The organism is Actinokineospora sp., from assembly GCF_050699995.1.
GTDB lineage: Bacteria > Actinomycetota > Actinomycetes > Mycobacteriales > Pseudonocardiaceae > Actinokineospora.
In genome coordinates, this window is record NZ_JBOHGC010000573.1 from 1 (window position 1) to 17,768 (window position 17,768).

Here is a 17,768-nt window from a genome sequence, read left to right on the forward strand (position 1 = left end):
CAACACCCACCGCGCAGCCGTGAGCCACGTCGGAAAGACCACCAAAAAGGACACCACCAACCAACAAACACCTTAAAACTCAAGCTGAGGGCGCGACAGTCTTCGACGACGAGCACCCCGGCATAGCGAACCTCCACCCCGACCTGCTCCGCGCCCTGCGTTCGGCCGCGACGGACGCCGCGGGCGACGGCGTGGTCTTCCGCGTCAACAGCGGATGGCGCTCCCCTCGGTACCAAAGCGGGCTTCTGCGCGACGCGGTCGTCAAGTACGGGTCGGCGGCGGAGGCGGCACGATGGGTCGCCACTCCCGCCACTTCTCCCCACGTGGCCGCAGTGGCGGTCGATCTCGGCTTCGATGCCCGGGCGTGGCTCTCCGAACACGGCGCCGCGTATGGGCTGTGCCGGATCTACGCCAACGAGCCATGGCACTTCGAGCTGCGCCCCGAGGCGCAGGACCGTGGTTGCCCGCCCCTGTATCCCGACCCCACGAACGACCCGAGGATGCGGCGATGACGACAGATCCCTGGCTGAGCGGCCGCGCGCCTGCCTTGGTGGGATGCGTCCGCGCCGTCCAAGGGCCTTGAGGGCCCAAGTTGCCGCGCACCCGCGGATAGACTCGCGCTGTCGACATTCGAGTCCGCGTCTGGGGGTCCGGTGAATCGAATTTCAGCAAGTGACACAGGAGACGGCGAGATCGGCTTGTCGGCCGCCCGACCGGGACTCTGAGCTGCACCGACTGCCGCCACTCTGGCGCGACCGGGATTTCCGACTGCTGTGGTCGGGTCAAACCCTCAGCGACCTCGGGTCCGCGACGACGGTGCTGCTCCTGCCGCTGATCGCGGTCACCGCGCTGCACGCGTCCACGTTCCAGGTCGGTCTGCTGGCCGCGTCCGGCACCGTCGCGTGGTTCCTGGTGCCGCTCCCGGCGGGCGTCCTGGTCGACCGGGTGGCGAAGCGCCGGTTGATGATCGTCTGCGACTTGGTCAGAACCGCTGTGGCGCTGGCGATCCCGGTCGCGGCGGTGTCGGGCTCGCTGACCATGGCGCACCTGGTCGTCGCCGCGTTCCTGCTGGGTGTGTTCGCGGTGCTGTTCGAAGTCGCGTGGCAGAGCTACGTTCCGGAGCTGCTGCCGGCTGAGCGGCTCACCGAGGGCAACGGGCGGATCGCCGCGACCAACGCCGCCGCCGCCGTCCTCGGCCCAGGCCTCGCCGGTGCGGCGGTGATCGTCCTGTCCGCGGCGAGCGTGCTCGTGGTGGACGCGGTTTCGTTCGCGATCAGCGCGGTCACCCTGATGTCGATCAGCGCCCCGGACCGCCTGCGCCCCGCCGTCCACGGCCCCGGTGCCGGGCCGGCGTTGCGGCACCAGGTCACAGGCGGGGTGCGGTTCGTCGTCCGGCACCCGGTCCTGCGCCGGGTCGTCGCCTGCAGTGCGACTGCCAATCTCTTCGACGCGATCACGGCGTCGATGGTCGTGGTGTACCTGGTGCGAGAACTGGCCGTGTCCACGGCTCTGACCGGACTCGTGATCGGCGTCGGCGGGGCGGGCGGAGTCGTAGGGGCGATCACGGCGATGCCGCTGGCCAGGCGCTTCGGCACCGCCCGCCTGCTCTGGGCGGGCAAACTCACCGTCGGCGGGTTGGCCGTCCTCGTCCCGCTGGCCGGCCCCGGCCCCGGGGTCGCCCTCATCTCCATCGGCCTGTTCGCCAACAGTTTCTCGGTCGTCCTTTACAACGTCCTGCAGATCACCTACCGCCAATCGGTGTGCCCGCCGGAACTGCGCGGCCGGATGAACGCCGCCGTCAGGTGGATCATCCGAAGCGTCATCCCGGTCGGCGCCCTGCTCGGTGGGCTGCTCGGCGAAGCCATCGGTGTGCGCGGCACCCTCGCCGTGTCGGTCGTCGGCGCCTGGCTCGCCGTGACCTGGATCGTCTTTTCGCCGCTGCGGTCGATGCGCGACCTGCCGGAGCCGGTCACTCCCGTCGGATCTGCATGACGACAGCCTTGGGTTCGGTGAAGAACTCGCGGCTGAAGTCGCCGCCTTCGCGGCCGACACCGGAGTCGCCGACGCCGCCGAACGGGGTGCGCAGGTCGCGGATGAAGAAGCAGTTCACCCACACCGTTCCCGCGCGGAGGAGCGACGCGACCCGGTGGGCGCGGGAGAGGTTCTCGGTGAACAGCATCGCGTTGAGGCCGTAGCGGGTGTCGTTGGCCAGGCGGACGGCCTCCTCCTCGGTGTCGAAGCGGTTCACGACGCAGACCGGGCCGAAGATCTCCTCGCAGTACGCGGGGGCGGTCAGCGGCAGGTCGGTGATGATGGTGGGGCGGACCAGCCAGCGGCCGTTCTCGTCCACCCCGCCGGTGAGGATCTTGCCGCCGTCGTCGCCCACTCCCTCGACGTAGGCCGACACCTTGTCGAAGTGCTTCTCACTGGCCAGGCTGGAGAACCGCGTGGCGGGGTCGAACGGGTCGCCGACGGTCAGCGCCTCCGCGGCTTCGACGAACCGGGCCATGAACTCGTCGTAGATCGGGGCCGCGACGAAGAGCCGGGAACCGGCCAGGCAGATCTGGCCCGAGTTGCGGAAGATCGCCTCGACCGCCCAGCGCACCGCGTTGTCGAGGTCGGCGTCCCCGAACACGATGTTCGCGCCCTTGCCGCCGAGTTCGAGCGAGACCGGCGCCAGATGGCTCGCCGCTGAGGCCATCACGTGTTTGCCGGTGGCCGAGGACCCGGTGAACGTGACCCGGTCGACCCGGTCGTCGGCCACGAGCGACGACCCGGCGGGCGTTCCATGTCCATTGAGGACGTTGAGGACACCGGGCGGGAAGCCCGCTTCGGCGGCGAGCCTGCCCAGCAGGGTGACCGAGGCGGGCGTGTCCTCCGACGGTTTGATCACGCACGTGTTGCCCCACGCGATCGCCGGGGCGATCTTCCACGTCGCCATCATCAGCGGGAAGTTCCACGGGCTGACGGCCGCGACCACCCCGGCGGGCCCGTACTCACTGTAGGTGTGGTGCCCGGAGTCCATCGGGTACACCTCGCCACAGTGGTCGCGCTGGTGGTCGGCGAAGAACCGGAAGTTCGCCACCGACCGGGCCACGTCGTGCTTGGCCTGCGCGAAGGGCTTGGCCATGTTCGTCGTGTCCAGTGTGGCCAGTTCATCGGCGTGGTCGTCCATCACGTCGGCGAGCCGGTGGATCGCCGCGGCCCGGGCGACGCGGCCGAGCCGGGGCCACGGGCCCTCGTCGAACGCGCGCCTGGCGCTGGTCACCGCCCGGTCGGCGTCCTCGGCTGTCCCCTCGGCCGCCTCCGCCCACACCTGCTGGGTCCACGGGTTCCACACCTCGAAGGTGCCGCCGTCGGCGGACGGGACTTCCTCACCGTCGATCACATGGCCGAAGAACTGCTTCATGGTGTGTCTCCCGCGCGTTCGGCGATGGTCACGTCGCCCGCCGCCCAGTGGGTGGCGGGCACCTCCCGCACGACGACACGAATGTTCGCGACGGGCGCGGCGACGGCTCGCGCCGCCGCGTGGGTCAGTTCGCTGATCAGGACTCGCAGCTGTTGCGGGCTGCGGCCCTCGACGAGCGTCACCTCGATCAGTGGCATCAGGACTCCCCGCCGTTGAGGTGGATCGAGCCGAGGTTGGTGAAGTGCATCGCCACCGACACGCCGGGTGGCGCCGCGACGGCGTCGGTCATGCCGCCGGTCAGGACGATCCACCCCGGCTCGATCGCGTGGCCGCGCTTCGCGAGTTCGTTGGCGGCCAGCGCGAGCGCCTCACCGGGGTGGCCCTGCACGGCCGCGCCGGTCGCCGAGTCGACCACGACGCCGTCGACTTCGACGAGCACCGCCTCCAGGGACAGGTCGAGATGGCCGGGCGACACACCGACCGGCCCCGTGACGAACGCACCCGAGGACGCGTTGTCGGCCGCCACATCGCCGGCGGTGAAACGGAAATCCCGGTAGCGGCTGTCGATGACCTCGGCCCCCGCCCAGACCGACGCGACCGCGGACATGGCCAGGGCGCAGCCCACACCAGGCCCCCGCAGCCGTTCGCCCATGACGAACACGATCTCCGGCTCCACCCGGGGGTGAATCAGGCGGTCGCCCGGAACCGGGTCACCGGCGGGCAGGATCATCGCGTCGGTCAGCCACGCCACGAACGGGAAGTGCACGCCCATCCGCTGCTGCTTGGCCCGGCTGGTCAGGCCCAGCTTGACCCCGATCAGCCGCTCGCCCCGGTCGAGCCGGGCCCGCAGGTTCAGGTCCTGGATCGCGTAGCCGGTCTCCAGGTCGAGCTCGGGCCACTCGTCGGAGAACGGGGACCGGGCGGTCCGCTCGTCCTCGCACCGAAGCAGTTCCGCGGCCACCGACTCGACATCCCACCGCGCCGCCGTCATCGCGCACCCACAGCGGCGAGGTCGCGTTCCTGGGCGAGTTGCAGCGCGACGTCGATGATCATGTCCTCCTGGCCGCCGACGTACCCGTACTCCCCCACCTTCTGCAGGATCGCGTGCGCGGGAACGCCATACCGTTCCGCGGCTCGCTCGGCGTGCAGCAGGAACGACGAGTAGACGCCCGCGTACCCCTGGGTGATCGACGCGCGGTCCATCCACGGCAACCGCGGGATGAACGGGCGCACGACCTCCTCCGCGGCCGAGAGCACCTCGCCGAGGTCGACGCCGGTGCGGATGCCCATCCGCTCGAAGGTGGCTGCGAGCACCTCGGTCGGCGAGTTGCCCGCCCCCGCCCCGAGCGCGCACAGGGCGCCATCGATCTGGCGGGCCCCGGACTGGTAGGCGAGCACCGAGTTCGCGATGCCCATGCTGAGGTTCTGGTGGCCGTGGAAACCCACCTGCGCGCCGTCGCGGCCGATCTCGTCCACCACGGCCTGGACGCGGGCCTGCGCGTCGGAGAGCACCAGCGCCCCGGCCGAGTCGACCACGTAAACGCACTGCGCGCCCGCGTCGACCATGATCCTTGCCTGTTGTGCCAGCACTTCCGGGCTCGCGCGGTGGGCGAGCATGAGGAACCCGACCGTCTCCATCCCGAGCGCGCGGGCCTCACCGAAGTGCTGGATGGACACGTCCGCCTCGGTGCAGTGGGTGGCGATCCGGGCCACCGAGGCGCCGACCGCCCGCGCGCGCTTGAGGTCTCGCACTGTCGCCAGTCCCGGGAGCATCAGGATTGCGATCTTGGCGCGGGTCGCCTCGTCGACGGCGGCGGCGATGAGGTCGAACTCGTCGACGAGGCTGAAGCCGTAGTTGAAGCTCGACCCACCCAGCCCGTCGCCGTGGCTGACCTCGATCACCTGCACGCCCGCCTGGTCCAGGGCGGACACGACCCCGCGCACCTGAGCCTCGGTGAACTGGTGGCTCATGGCGTGCGACCCGTCGCGCAGGGTCGAGTCGGTGATCCGCAGGTCCGTCTCGCCACCCGCGGCGGGCGTGTTCGCGAGAACGTCGGACTCGGTCACCTCGCGGGTCACCACGGGGACGTCCTCGGGTCGGATGGTCATGTCACCCATGGGTCAGACTCCTGCCTTCTCGGCGAGTTCGGCCGCCGGTTTCCAGGTCGACTCGACGCCGAGCCGGTGGGCCACCAGCAGGTCCCCGACCCTGGCCGCGGCGGCGGTGATGATGTCGAGGTTGCCCGCGTAGTCGGGCAGGTAGTCGCCGCGGCCGCGCACCTCGATGGGGATGAACACCCGGGCCTGCCCGCGCCAGGTCTCCCGCGCGGGCTCGAACTGGGGGTCGGCGCGCAGGTGGTAGCCGGGCACGTACTCCTGGACGGTGCCGACCATCGCGTGGATCGATTCGAGGATCTTGTCCTGGATGTCGCCAGACTCGCCCGCCTCGGGCGGGATGGCGCAGAACACCGAGTTGCGCATCATCAGGGGCGGCTCGACGGGGTTCAGGATGATGATCGCCTTGCCGCGTTCGGCGCCGCCGACGGCTTCGACCGCCGCCGCCGTGGTGTCGGTGAACTCGTCGATGTTGGCCCGCGTCCCGGGCCCGGCGGAGCGACTGGACACGGAGGCGACGATCTCGGCGTAGGGCACGGGCACGACGGAGGAGACCGCGTGCACCATCGGTACGGTGGCCTGGCCGCCGCAGGTGATCATGTTGACGTTCATCGCGTCGAGGTTGAACGACAGGTTCACCGGCGGACAGAGGTAGGGGCCGACGGCGGCGGGGGTCAGGTCGACGGCCAGGATGCCCGCCTCGGCGTAGCGCGGCGCGTTCGCCTCGTGCGCCTTGGCCGAGGTGCACTCGAAGACGATGTCGGGCAGGTCGTCGCGGTGCAGCAGCCAGTCCACGCCCTCGTGGCTGGCTTCCAGGCCCAGCCGCGCGGCGCGGCGCAGGCCGTCGGAGGTCGGGTCGACGCCGACCATGAACCTCGGTTCGATGATCTCGCTGCGGCGCATCAGTTTGAACATCAGGTCCGAACCGATGTTGCCCGACCCGACAATGGCCGCGGTGGCTCGTCCCGCCACCCCGGAATCAACCTTGGTAGTCACGTTTGATCGGTACCTTCCGGTTTGTTCGGGTCAGTGGCCGGCTTGCGTCCCGTTCCCCTTGGGTGCGGCTGACAGCCACTCGGTGCTTCTCGACGGCCCGGAGTCGCGTCAAGGGGTGTCATGTCGTCTCCTGTCATGGGCGGGCGAATCGGGCGGTGACGGTGCCCAGTCCGGCGAAGGTGGCGGCGAAGGTGTCGCCGGCGGCGACGGGGACCATGGCGCACACCGAGCCCGGCAGGATCACGTGCCCGGCTTCGAGGGTCACTCCCCTGGCGCCGACGGTGTTGGCCAGCCACACCAGCGAGGTGATGGGCGAGCCGAGTACGGCCCCGCCCGCGCCGGTGCCGACGACGGCCCCGTTGCGGGTCATCACGGCGCCGGCGAGCCGCAGGTCCACCGCGTCCAGCGGGGTCGGTGAGGAGCCGAGGACGACCGCGCCGGAACTGGCGTTGTCGGCGATCGTGTCGAACAGCCCGATGCGCCAGTCCTCGATCCGGCTGTCCACGATCTCCAGCGCGGGCAGGACGAAGTCCACCGCCGCGATCGCCTCGTGGACGGTGACCCCCGGGCCGCGCAGCGGGCGTTTGAGGACGAACGCCACCTCCGGCTCGATGCTGGGCTGCACGAACCGGTTCAGCGGGATCGGCGTGTGCTCCAGGTGGAAGAAGTCGTCGAGCAGGTGCCCGTAGTCGGGCTCGTCGACGCCGAGCAGGCGCTGCATGGCCGCGCTGGTCAAGCCGACCTTGTGCCCTTTCACCACCCGCCCCGCCGCGGTGAGCTCGTGGATCTGCAGCAGCTGGATCGCGTAGGCGTCCTCAAGGGACAGATCGTCGTAGGTCGTGGTGAGCGGCGCGATCGGCTTGCCCGACTCGTAGGCGTCGAGCAGCTTCCTGGCCGCCTCGGCGCGGGTGAGGGCGTCCATCACAGGTTCAACTCCAGCCGGGGGCAGGTCGGGCGGGAGACGCAGATCATCATCGTGTCCATGGCGGCCTGCTCTTTCTTGGTCAGCACCAGGTCGCGGTGGTCGACGGTGCCGGAGACGATCTGGGTCGTGCAGGACCCGCAGATTCCGTCGCGGCAGTCGTTCTCGACCTCGACGCCGAGCGCGAGCGCGACCTCGAGGATGTTCGACTCCGGGGTGAGTCGCAGGGTGTGGCCGGACTTGGCCAGCACCAGTTCGTAGGTGTCCGAGTCGACGGTGACGGGTTCGCGCGGCTCGACACCGGTGCGGCTGAACAGTTCGAAGCGGATGACGTCCTGGTCGAGCCCGTGGACCGCCTCCGCGGCCTTCTCGACCGCGCGGAGCAGGCCGACCGGGCCGCACACGTAGACCAGGCCGCCGTCGGGCAGTTCGCGGAGGATGGCCTCGAGGTCGGGGCGGCCGTCGGTGTCCTCGGCGAGGAAGCTCACCCGGTCGCCGAGGGCGGCGAGCCTGCGGCGGAACGCCATGGACGCGGCGGCCCGGCCGCCGTAGGTGAGGTGGAAGGGGCGGCCGTCGCGGGCCAGCCGCTCGGCCATCGCCATCATCGGGGTGATCCCGATGCCGCCGGCGATCAGCGCGTGGTGCGGGGCGTCCTCCAGCACGAAGTGGTTCTTCGGCCGGGTCACCAGGAGCCGGTCACCGACGCGCAGCTGGTCGTGGACGAACGCCGAGCCTCCCCGCCCCTTGGGTTCCAGGAGCACGGCGATCTTCCAGCAGGAGCGGTCGTCCGGGTCGCCGCACAGCGAGTACTGCCGGGTGGTGCCGTCGGGCACGTAGATGTCGATGTGGGCGCCGGGTTCCCACGGGGGCAGCGGGTCGTCGCTCTCGATGCGGGTCAGGCACAGCGACACGACGCCGTCGGCCTCCCATGTCATCTGCGAGACCCGCAGCTCGCGCTGTTCAACCATCGGACTCATCTCCCGCGAGTCCGAGCAGGTCTCGGACCTGCCCGAACGCGTCGTCCGGGGCGGCGACGTCGAACCACACCGACGGGATGCCCAGCGCCTGCGCGCCGCGGATGTTGGTGAGCTGGTCGTCGAGGAAGACCATGTCGGCGAAGTCGACGCGCAGCCGTTCGGACAGCAGCTCGTAGAGCCGCGGATGGGGTTTGAGGTGTCCCTCGATCGACCCGTCGACGACCACGTCGACGTCGCCGACGATCTCGATCCGGTCCACCCATTCCTGGCTGTGGAACGCGCCCAGGTCGTTGGTGAGGATCGCGGTCGGGTGCCCGGCGGCGCGGGCGTCGCGCACCAGCCGCCGGGCCCGCGGCCGGATCAGCTCCGGCCGCGGCGGCTCGTACAGGTGGGCGATCATGGCCCGGATGTCGGGCCCGTGTCCGCCCGCCGCGTGCCACTCCCGCGACCGGTCCGCCCAGTACGCGCGCTCGCTGATCCGGCCGTCCTGCAGGTCCCGCCACGACGGGTCCGGGTGGGCCGGGGTGGCGAGGGGGCCGCGCTCGTGGAGCAGGTCGTGGGCGGGCGTGCCGGGCTGCCCGGCGACCAGCTCGAACGGCGTGAGCAGGACCGGGCCGCCGAAGTCGAGGACGAGAGCGGGCGCGCCCATCAGTGCTCAGGCTCCTCGATGACCGCGCGAGCGAACCGCACGACGTTGCCCGTCCACCGGCAGGCCCGGCACCACGTCAGGAAGACGCGGTCCGAGCCGCTCCACCATTCCGAGACCAGCCCCCCGTCGAGCGAGGCCGAGCACATCGGGCAGAACCGCGGACGGTCCAGCAGGTGCCGGGCGGCGTCGGAGGCGAACCAGTCGCCCAGCGGCGGCAGGCGGTGCGGGTCGGGCGGCAGCGGCGGCATCGGCCCGTGGTGGGCGGCCCGCTCCGCGATCCGGGTTCGGTCAGGCACCGGAACCGACCTTCTCCCGTGCCACCGCCGCGTCCCGGTGCAGTGCGAGCAGCTGTTCGCGGATCGGGCTGTAACGCATGGACCCGCCGTTGATCCACGCGTCGGTGAACTCCGTGCCCGCGCCGAACTTGTCCTTCTCGCACGGCAGATGGATGATTTCGTGCTTCTCCCGGACCACGCCCGGCGGGTCCTCGCCGTCCTCGACGGAGGCCATCGCCTCCTTGAACATCTTGCGCAGCATCGCGACGCCCTGGTCGGAGCGTCCCAGGTGCTCCTGGGTCCGGTCGGTGATCGCGCCCTGGGACACCCAGGCCATGACGTCCTGGCCCTCGACGAAGTCGGTGATGAACTCGCCGTTCTCGTCGCGGAAGGGGAACTCGTAGACGACGGGGCGGTCCTGCTTGTCCCACTGCCCGCCCTCGGGGTGGTGCAGCGTGTAGAACAGCTTCCACGTCGTGGTGTCGTCGATCGGCACCCGGATCTGCATCTGGTCGATCCACTGGCCGCCGACGCGCATGCCGTAGGGGAACATCAGCGGGTGGCCGATGGCCCAGTCGTCGCTGTCCTCGCCGTGCCCTTCGAGGACGCGGCGCTTGATGATGCCGTACTCGAACTCGTCGAACGCGACCTTGATGTGCTTCTTCTGGAACGACTTGGGCGCCTCGAAACCCTGGGTCTGGCCGAGGAACTCGAAGTAGTAGCCGTGCAGCCATTCGACGTGGTGCGGGTCGACCGAGTTCTCCATGATCTGGAACCAGTTGCACGGCAGCGTCGCCGTGCCGACCTCGCGGACGCCGTCCATGACGTAGACGTCGAACCGGGGCAGTTCCGGCGCGGGCCCCGGTCCGACGTAGACCCAGACCATGCCGCCCATCGTCTGCGCCGAACCGGCCTTCGCCTTGATCTTGTCGCGGAACGTCGTGTTGTCGTTCTCGGCGGGCTGCTCGACGCACTGCCCGGTGAAGTCGTACTTCCAGCCGTGGTAGCCGCACCGGATGCCGTCCTCGGACACGACTCCGTAGGTGAGCGACGCGCGGCGGTGCGGGCATGCCTCGCCGATGATCCCGTAACGGCCGGACGGTGTCTTGTAGAGCGTCCAGTTCTCCCCCAGCAGCCGCACTGTCTTGCTGGGCTTGGCGTCGAAGTCCTGCTCGAACGCGATGGGATACCAGTAGCGCCGCAGCAGCTCACCCATCCGGGTGCCGGGACCGACGCTGGTCAGCTCCTCGTTCTGCTCGACTGTGAGCATGCCAGTTGTCTCCTTGCTCGTGGGGAATGGGCCGGGGGCTGTCAGTCGATGACGGTGACGGTGCCGCTGTTGCCGTCGACGCGGATCCGCTGCCCGGTCTTGATGGTCTTGGTGCCGAAGGCGGTGCCGGTGACGGCGGGCAGGCCGTACTCGCGGCAGACGATGGCCGCGTGGCTCATCATCCCGCCGACATCGGTGACGGTGGCCTTGATCTTGCCGAACACCGGGGCCCACGACGGCGCAGTGAGCGGGGCGACGAGAATCTCGCCGTCCTGGATCTCACCGACCTGGTCGGCGGACGAGATCACCCGGGCCAGGCCCTCGACGAGCCCCGGCGACGCGGCGAACCCGCTCAGGGTCCCGTCCTCGGAGCCCTCGCCCGCGTTGAGCCACGCGGAGACGGAGTCGGAGGTGATGCCCCAGAGCATGACGGTGAAGGGTTCGGTCACGACTTCCGGCGGCACACCGAGGGCCGGCGGGGGCGACCACCCCTTGAGCGCCTTGTGGATTCCGTGGCGGCGCTGGATCTCCGCGGGCCAGTAGCCGGGGCCGCGCGAGGGCGCGCCGACCGCCCACCCCGCGTACATGTCCCACAGCACCTCGGACAACTCGGAACGCTTGAACATGAACACGTCGTCGGCCTCGGGGATGAACCCGGCGGTCACGAGCACGCCGCCGAGTTCGCGCATCTTGCGCCACAGCACCGAATGCGCCCAGTGCTCGACGTAGAAGTTGTGGTTCTCCACATACGGGAAGACGGTGCGCGAGAGGCCGAGCTTGGCGTCGAACGCGGCGCGGTCGTCGTCGGTGTCGAACAGCTCGCGGTACTCCGCGACGACCCGGTCGCGATCGGCGTGCAGCGCCGCGACCGGCCGGTTCAGGTCGACGCCCTCCTTGACCTTGGCGATGTAGTCGGTGATGTACCCGATCGGCACCTCGATGTTCTCGATCCAGATCTTGTCGGAGTGGTAGAAGCCGGAGCCGGTGGAGAAGTTGAACCACGGCTCGGCCGCCTTCTCCCATTGCACGATCCACGCCCGCCCCGCGTCGTCGGCGCCGAGCTTCTCCCACAGCGCCGCGACATCGGCGCCGGTGAAGCGGTCATCGATGCCGGAGCTGACCGCGAGCCGGGCGAGGTTCTTTAGCTCGTCGTCCGGGCGGAACAGGTCGACGTCGACCCCGGCGACCATCTTCGCGATCGCGAGGTCCGGGATGGACGGGAACGCGGCCTTGCAGAACCCGAAGAAGTCCAGGTAGGCGGCGTAGCCGAGGTTGAGGAACTCGAAGTGGTACTGCCACAGCGTCAGCGCCAGGTCCAGCAGTCGGTGATAGGTCGCGAGGAGCTGGTTGCCCGAGCCCTGCCCGGCGCCGGAGGTGATGACCTCGATGTCCTCCATGGCGGGCAGCGGCTCGATGCGCAGCTCGTTCATCTGCTTCACCAGGTCGCGGATCTTGACCAGCCAGTCGTCGTAGAGCCGGTCCCAGTTGGCGAAGTAGAAGCCGGCACGCTCCATGAACAGCGGCACCCGGCTCTCGATCTCCTCCTCGGGCGCCGGGACGGGGCTGAGGTACACGTAGCCGTTGAGGATGCGGTAGTCGACGCCGTAGGCGGGCGGGATCATGTAGTGGCGCGTGTTGTACTGCGACAGCGACGCGATGGCGAACTCCAGGAACGTGGTGTCCCAGGGGGTCAGCGCCTCGGGCCAGTGGACCCCGTCGTGGAACCAGAAACCGCCGTCCTCGTACTCGCGGCGCTCGTCGCAGAACAGCGACGAGTAGGTGTAGAGCTGCTGCCAGCCTTCAGCACCTGACGGTGTCGCGATCTCGAACGGGCTGGGGAAACGATCGGCCATGATGACCCTCCTCCGGGTCTGTGGAACATCAATACGGGGATAGTCCTGAGTGGACCTGACCCGGAGTCAGGTGTGCTGCGGCCCTTTCCTGGCGTGGAAGGGGTTGACGAGGGTGTCGACGATCGAGGAGACGAGATCGGTCTTGGCGGCCACGGCGTAGCGGCGCTTGCTCCACACGGTCTCCGGCCGCGCCTGCAGCAGCACGACGGCCTCGCCGCTGGGCAGGTCGTCGTCGACGGCCCACTCGATGTCCTGCGCGCACCCGTAGTGCTTCTCGGCGGTGCGGGCGAGCCGGGCGACCGCCACGATCTCCTCGTCGGTCAGGGAGGGCACGCTCACCCGGTCCTCGGCGAGCGGCACCCGGTCGATGCGGGGGCAGTCGCCGCCGCCGACCTCGACGAGGAGGTGGGCGTGGGTCTTCGGGCTGATCGTGCGCCGTTTGATGCCCCACAGCACCTTGTCGACGAGGAAGTTGTCCGGGGTGACGTCGCCGGAGACGACGCCCTCGCCGAACCCCCAGGCCGAGTCGATGCAGATGCCTGAGCGGTCCCCGTTGGACGGGTCGAGGGTGAACGCGACGCCCGCCGCCCGCGGCCGCACCATCTTCTGCACCGCCACCGCCATGTCGACCTGTTCGTGGTCGTAGTGCATCTGCTCGCGGTAGGCGATGGCACGGTCGGTGTAGAGGCTCGCCCAGCAGGCGCGGATCTTCTCCAGCACCGCCTCGATCCCGCACACCCACAGGTAGGTGTCGTGCTCGCCCGCGAAGGACGCGTCCGGGGAGTCCTCGGCCGTGGCCGACGACCGCACCGCGACCGGGACGTCCGCCACACCGCATCGCTCGCACAACTCGGCGTACATCGCCCTGACGCACCGCTCGTGGACCTCGGGCAGACACCAGCTCAGCACCAGTTCGCGCGCCTGGACAGCGACGCGGGACAGCGCCGCCTGGTCGCTGATGTCGACACCGTCGATCAGTTCCTTGATGCGGGGCATGAGCCCCGACGCCGTCCGGGCGTCGGCGAACACCTGCGTGGTGACGGCGAACCCCGGCGGGACGGGCAGCCCCGCCTGGCTCATCGTGCCCAGGGACGCGCACTTCCCGCCGACGAGCGCGTGCTGCTCGGGACAGAGGTCGTCGAAGGGGACGGCGGTGAGTCGGTCGGCCATGGCGTCACTCCTGGAAGCGGGGGTCGGAGTTGGGCGGTAGCGCGTCGAGGTCGGGGATAACGACCTCCTGGACGCGGTTGCGGTAGAGCACCAGCGCGGTGGTCCCGCCGGCGACGAGGCGGACGCGGACGAACTCGGTGTTGAACGGCTCCCCCGGGTCGTACCCCATGGCGGCGGTGGCGAACGCGCGGATCGGCCCGGAGTGGGTGGCCACGACGATCGTGCGCGCCTCGGTGTTCGCCCGGGCGGTGAGGATGCCCCGCCAGAACCGCCGCACACACGACACCGGCGGCTCGAAGTGCAGCATCGGCATGGTCAGCCAGTGCGTGATCGGGTCCCCGCCACCCTGCTGGATCCCCCAGAAGCGGTCGACGTCGACGAGCCACCCGGGCCGTTCACCGAGGCCGACGCGCTCGTACTTCTCCATCTCCCGGTGGTAGGTGCGGAACGCGCTGGTCACATCGCGGGGACCCGCCGGGGTGGCGACCTCGAAGTTGCGGAAGTTGCGGTCGTCGCGCAACTCGCCGATCACGGCTTCGCGGCCGAACATCCCGACGTTGTCGAGCAGGCCCCGGCGCAGGTGCTCACCGGTCTGCCGGGCCCTGTTCGTCGGAGCGCACAGCAACTCGACCGCCATCCCGTCGGTGACCCGCCGGGCCAGTTCCTGGCCCCGGCGGTGGGCCTGCCACGACCCGAGCGGGGTCAGGCCCGACTCGGAGGAGTAACCCTGGGTCTCGCCGTGGCGCACCAGGTAGATGTCGCAGTCGATGGCGGCGTGCTGCTCGCGCCGCTCGGGGACGATCTCCTTGGTGCGCGTCACCTCGGCCCAGGCTCGCGACGCGCCGATGACATTGCCGTCGTACTCGACCGGTTCGGCGCGGTGGTCCTTCTCGCGGAACCGGCGCAGGTACAGCGGACTGCCATCATCGGGCTGGTCCGGCTGTTCGGGTGCCGACCTCCTGGACTGGTGCCGGGTCAGATAGGCCGGGGCATCAGGCCGCTCCGTACGAGGCAGCGAGCCGGGGCGGTCTTGGATGGTCATCGCCGCCCCCTCAGCTGTGGACCGTGAGGAATTGCTGGTTCACGACGCCGTCGTAATAGAACATCGCTCGCCCCATCTCCGCCTCGGTCCAAGTGATCGGTTCGGTGCCCGGGTCGACCCAGTAGCCGCCGGTGAACATCTCGTTGCGGTTGCCCAGCGGGTCGAAGAAGTAGAGGCACTGCCCGCGCGTCGCCCCGTGCCGCGTCGGGTTCGTCTCGACGCTGACCCCGTGGTAGACGCAGGCGTCGGCGGCGTGGCGCAGGTCGTTCCAGCTGTCCACCCAGAACGCGAAGTGGTGCAGGCCGCCGTTGGGTCCGGTGATGAACGCGATGTCGTGGGAGCGGTGCGAGACCTCCAGCCAGCCCGCGATCTGGAACCCGTCGTCGCCGAGAACCTGTTCGGTGAGCCGGAAATCGAGGTGCTCGGTGAGGAAGCGGGTGTTCGTGTCGACCTCCTCGGCGGTGAGGAACACGTGGTCGACGCGCGGCGGCGCGATGCCGACCAACCCCATCGGGCGCGGCGGCGGGTTCGTCTGGGGCAGCAGGTTCCCGACCTGCCGCATCCCGTGGACGAGTTCCATCTCGTGCCCGCTGGGCAGGGTGAACCGGATCGAGGCGCCGTGCCCGGGGGCCCACTCGTCGGCGCCGTAGCGGCGGACGGCGACTCCGGCGGCTTCGAGCCGGTCCTGGTAGTGGTCGAGGTCCTCGGCGTCGGTCACCTTGAAGCCGAAGTGGTTGAGGCCGTGGGTGGGCTCCAGGGTGAGCACCACGCTGTGGTGCTGGTGTTCGTCCCAGCACTTCATGAAGACGCGGGACTCGTCTCGGCCGGTCTCGATCATGCCGACGACTTCGGAGTAGTACGCGGTCGCGAGTTCGAGGTCCGGCACCCGGATCTCCACATGGGACAGTCGCAGAATGGTCATCAGGTGTGCACCCTCATGAATCGGTCGTTGAGCTCGCCCTCGTAGTAGAAGACGGCCCGTCCGATGTTGTCCTCGGTCCAGGTCAGGGTCGGGAAGTCCGGGTCCGGGCGGTATCCCCCGGTGAAGACCTCGTTGCGGGTTCCGAGCGGGTCGAAGAAGTAGATGGTGGACCCGCGGGTGATGCCGTGCCGGGTTGGACCGACGTCGAGCTGGATCCCGTTGTAGGCCAGCACATCCGCGGCGTCGCGGACGTCGTCCCAGTCGTCGAGCCAGAAGGCGAAGTGGTGCAGGCCGCCGTTGGCCCCGTGGACCACGGCGAGGTCGTGCGGCGAGTGCGAGCGCTCCAGCCACGTCCCGAGCTGGTGGCCGTTGCCGTCGAGCAGCTGCTCGGTGATCCGGAATCCGAGCACGTCCATGTAGAACTGGGTGGAGTCGCCCACTTCCTCGGTGGTGATGAGCATGTGGTCCATCCGCGGCGGGCGGATCCGGTCGCGCGGCTGGGGGTCGAGCGGGTCGCGGCGCAACCGGGTCGTGCCGACCTTCTCGACGTCGGCGACGAGTTCCATGACGTGCCCGCTCGGGGTGGCGAAGCGGATCGACTCGCCCTGCCCCAGCGACTCGCCCTTGCTGATCCGTTCGACAGGGAAGCCGTAGCGGGTGACCTTGTTCTCCAGGTCGGCCAGGTCGTCCTCGTGGTGGACCTTGAAGGACATGAGGTCCATGCCCATCCGCGGGGCGTAGCGCAGCCGCAGCGAGTGGTGGTCCTCCTCGTCCCAGCATTTGAGGTAGACCGAGTCCTCGCTCAGCGCGGTGATCTCCATGCCGAGGACCCCGGTGTAGTACGCGGTGGCGAGGTCGAGGTCGGTCACGGTCACGTCGACGTGGCCGAGCCGCAGGATGCCCCGCGGCGGGCCGGCGACGGTGCCCCGACCGGTCTGGCGCGTGTCGGAAGGATCGATCCGGGGCGCTCCCTCGGGGGGCGCCCAGGGCGCCTTCATCCGTCGAGCGCCTGGTGGGGTGCCCTCGGCCAGGTCCGCCGAGCTTGTGATGCCGTTCACATCAGCCATGTGGGAAAACCTAGGCCGGAAAGGTCGCGCGGCGGGCCCCCCGTTCCGCTATGCGGAACACAACGTGCCGACGGCGTTCGAACGGGTCACGCTTGGGAGGTGCGGGAACAGGCGCCTGAGGCGATGCGGGAGACGGTCCGGGAGTACGTGCGGGCCGTGCATACGACCTACCTCGACCACGTGCGGCACCTGCCGCCCGCCGTGCGGGCGGCGCTGCCGCTGGTCGCCGCGGCCGACGTCACCGTGATCGCCGCGGCCGCCCGCCGCCTGCACCTGGTCGCCACCACCGACTCCCTGCCCGCTCCCCGCGGGCCCGAGGTGGTGGTGGTCGACGAGTACGGGGGGACTCGGTGGACCCTGCGCTTCTACGACCCGTCGGTGCTGCCTGAGCTGGGCATCCTCGCCGACGACGCGCCGGACGGCGTCCGCCGGGTACTCGGGGTCGGCGACACCGTCTACCACCTCACCGTGGCCGTCGGCGGCGGCTTGACCGCGCACCACGCCCAGCACTCCGGGGTGGCCCTGGCCAACCTGCACACGAAGACCACCAGGGAGATCGACCGGCTGCGGGCGGCCCTGCCCCGACAGGTCGGCCTGGTCGATGAGTTGGGCACGTGCGTGCGCGTCGGGCTCGACCGGGCGGCCGCACTCCTCGCGGCCGATCTCACCGCGGGTCGGGTCTCGCCCGCGCCGGGCTCCACGGCGGACTCCTGCCTCGAAGCGGTGCTGCGCGAGGTGACCGGGCGATGACCGTCGGCGCGCAGCGACTGACCAGTGTGGCCGCGGCCGCCCGCATCCTGCGGGAGTTCGGCAAGCACAGCACCCAACTCGGGGTGAGCCACCTCGCCCGGCGCGTCGGCGTCGGCAAGAGCACCGCCCACCGGATCGTGTGGACCCTGGTCGAGGAGGGGCTGCTGGAGAAGGTGGAGGAAACCGGGCTGTTCCGGCTCACCTCCGCCATGCGTTCGCTGGGCGCGAGTGCCGAGACCGCGCAGCGGCTGCACGAGGCGGCCACGATCCCGCTCGACCACCTGCGCACCCTCACCCCGGGCACCCTGCACGTGGCGATCCTCGACGGCCCGGATGTGCTCTATATCGAGC

General features: G+C 70.0%; 19 protein-coding genes. 4 read left to right on the forward strand and 15 right to left on the reverse strand.

Features of this window, described 5'->3' with window-relative positions:
* The first annotated feature begins 122 nt into the window (after nucleotides 1-122).
* Together ACRDSQ_RS27790 and ACRDSQ_RS27795 are read left to right on the forward strand one after the other, a co-directional pair.
* Nucleotides 123-512, forward strand: coding sequence for a M15 family metallopeptidase (locus tag ACRDSQ_RS27790; RefSeq protein ID WP_431425115.1), 390 nt, complete (start codon nucleotides 123-125; stop codon nucleotides 510-512).
* Between the two features lie 160 nt (nucleotides 513-672).
* Nucleotides 673-1,992 (forward strand): MFS transporter, encoded by a 1,320-nt coding sequence (locus tag ACRDSQ_RS27795; protein WP_431425085.1) that lies wholly within the window; start codon nucleotides 673-675, stop codon nucleotides 1,990-1,992.
* Here ACRDSQ_RS27795 and ACRDSQ_RS27800 read toward each other — a convergent pair.
* The 15 genes from ACRDSQ_RS27800 to ACRDSQ_RS27870 all read right to left on the reverse strand — a co-directional run bounded on the left by ACRDSQ_RS27800 (nucleotide 1,970) and on the right by ACRDSQ_RS27870 (nucleotide 16,667).
* Nucleotides 1,970-3,409: an aldehyde dehydrogenase gene (locus tag ACRDSQ_RS27800; protein WP_431425087.1), complete on the reverse strand. Its 1,440-nt coding sequence runs from the start codon at nucleotides 3,407-3,409 to the stop codon at nucleotides 1,970-1,972. The two genes, ACRDSQ_RS27795 and ACRDSQ_RS27800, sit on opposite strands and share 23 nt — an antisense overlap.
* On the reverse strand, nucleotides 3,406-3,606 hold the full coding sequence (locus ACRDSQ_RS27805) for a tautomerase family protein (RefSeq protein ID WP_431425089.1): 201 nt from the start codon (nucleotides 3,604-3,606) through the stop codon (nucleotides 3,406-3,408). Before ACRDSQ_RS27805 ends, ACRDSQ_RS27800 begins: the two co-directional genes overlap by 4 nt.
* Complete coding sequence (locus ACRDSQ_RS27810) at nucleotides 3,606-4,400, reverse strand: 2-keto-4-pentenoate hydratase (protein WP_431425090.1); 795 nt, start codon at nucleotides 4,398-4,400, stop codon at nucleotides 3,606-3,608. Before ACRDSQ_RS27810 ends, ACRDSQ_RS27805 begins: the two co-directional genes overlap by 1 nt.
* Nucleotides 4,397-5,527, reverse strand: coding sequence for a 4-hydroxy-2-oxovalerate aldolase (dmpG, locus tag ACRDSQ_RS27815; RefSeq protein ID WP_431425092.1), 1,131 nt, complete (start codon nucleotides 5,525-5,527; stop codon nucleotides 4,397-4,399). The genes ACRDSQ_RS27810 and dmpG overlap by 4 nt, the downstream gene beginning before the upstream one ends.
* Nucleotides 5,528-5,530: 3 nt before the next feature.
* Entirely contained in the window at nucleotides 5,531-6,520 is a 990-nt protein-coding gene (locus ACRDSQ_RS27820) for an acetaldehyde dehydrogenase (acetylating) (RefSeq protein WP_431425094.1), read from the reverse strand.
* Nucleotides 6,521-6,653: 133 nt separating this feature from the next.
* Nucleotides 6,654-7,442, reverse strand: coding sequence for a 2-keto-4-pentenoate hydratase (locus tag ACRDSQ_RS27825; RefSeq protein ID WP_431425095.1), 789 nt, complete (start codon nucleotides 7,440-7,442; stop codon nucleotides 6,654-6,656).
* Nucleotides 7,442-8,410: a PDR/VanB family oxidoreductase gene (locus ACRDSQ_RS27830; RefSeq protein ID WP_431425096.1), complete on the reverse strand. Its 969-nt coding sequence runs from the start codon at nucleotides 8,408-8,410 to the stop codon at nucleotides 7,442-7,444. Before ACRDSQ_RS27830 ends, ACRDSQ_RS27825 begins: the two co-directional genes overlap by 1 nt.
* Entirely contained in the window at nucleotides 8,403-9,068 is a 666-nt protein-coding gene (locus tag ACRDSQ_RS27835) for an HAD-IA family hydrolase (RefSeq protein WP_431425098.1), read from the reverse strand. The genes ACRDSQ_RS27830 and ACRDSQ_RS27835 overlap by 8 nt, the downstream gene beginning before the upstream one ends.
* Nucleotides 9,068-9,364 (reverse strand): hypothetical protein, encoded by a 297-nt coding sequence (locus ACRDSQ_RS27840; protein ID WP_431425099.1) that lies wholly within the window; start codon nucleotides 9,362-9,364, stop codon nucleotides 9,068-9,070. The genes ACRDSQ_RS27835 and ACRDSQ_RS27840 overlap by 1 nt, the downstream gene beginning before the upstream one ends.
* Nucleotides 9,357-10,613: a Rieske 2Fe-2S domain-containing protein gene (locus ACRDSQ_RS27845; RefSeq protein WP_431425101.1), complete on the reverse strand. Its 1,257-nt coding sequence runs from the start codon at nucleotides 10,611-10,613 to the stop codon at nucleotides 9,357-9,359. Before ACRDSQ_RS27845 ends, ACRDSQ_RS27840 begins: the two co-directional genes overlap by 8 nt.
* A 41-nt stretch (nucleotides 10,614-10,654) precedes the next feature.
* On the reverse strand, nucleotides 10,655-12,466 hold the full coding sequence (locus ACRDSQ_RS27850; RefSeq protein ID WP_431425103.1) for a PEP-utilizing enzyme: 1,812 nt from the start codon (nucleotides 12,464-12,466) through the stop codon (nucleotides 10,655-10,657).
* Nucleotides 12,467-12,532: 66 nt separating this feature from the next.
* Nucleotides 12,533-13,636, reverse strand: a complete 1,104-nt coding sequence (locus ACRDSQ_RS27855) for a PEP/pyruvate-binding domain-containing protein (protein WP_431425105.1) — start codon at nucleotides 13,634-13,636, stop codon at nucleotides 12,533-12,535.
* A gap of 4 nt (nucleotides 13,637-13,640) precedes the next feature.
* On the reverse strand, nucleotides 13,641-14,678 hold the full coding sequence (locus ACRDSQ_RS27860) for a histidine phosphatase family protein (RefSeq protein WP_431425106.1): 1,038 nt from the start codon (nucleotides 14,676-14,678) through the stop codon (nucleotides 13,641-13,643).
* A 10-nt stretch (nucleotides 14,679-14,688) separates the two neighbouring features.
* Nucleotides 14,689-15,600 carry a catechol 2,3-dioxygenase gene (locus ACRDSQ_RS27865; protein WP_431425108.1) on the reverse strand — a complete coding sequence of 304 codons (912 nt, stop codon included), beginning with the start codon at nucleotides 15,598-15,600 and terminating at the stop codon, nucleotides 14,689-14,691.
* Nucleotides 15,600-16,667 (reverse strand): catechol 2,3-dioxygenase, encoded by a 1,068-nt coding sequence (locus ACRDSQ_RS27870; protein ID WP_431425109.1) that lies wholly within the window; start codon nucleotides 16,665-16,667, stop codon nucleotides 15,600-15,602. Before ACRDSQ_RS27870 ends, ACRDSQ_RS27865 begins: the two co-directional genes overlap by 1 nt.
* Before the next feature lie 99 nt (nucleotides 16,668-16,766).
* Here ACRDSQ_RS27870 and ACRDSQ_RS27875 point away from each other — a divergent pair, with 99 nt between their 5' ends.
* Both ACRDSQ_RS27875 and ACRDSQ_RS27880 read left to right on the forward strand, forming a co-directional pair.
* A complete protein-coding gene (locus ACRDSQ_RS27875) occupies nucleotides 16,767-17,417 on the forward strand; it encodes a hypothetical protein (RefSeq protein WP_431425111.1) in 651 nt (216 codons plus the stop codon).
* Nucleotides 17,414-17,768: helix-turn-helix domain-containing protein (locus ACRDSQ_RS27880; RefSeq protein ID WP_431425113.1), on the forward strand; the 355-nt coding region annotated here is incomplete at its 3' end. The genes ACRDSQ_RS27875 and ACRDSQ_RS27880, both read left to right, overlap by 4 nt.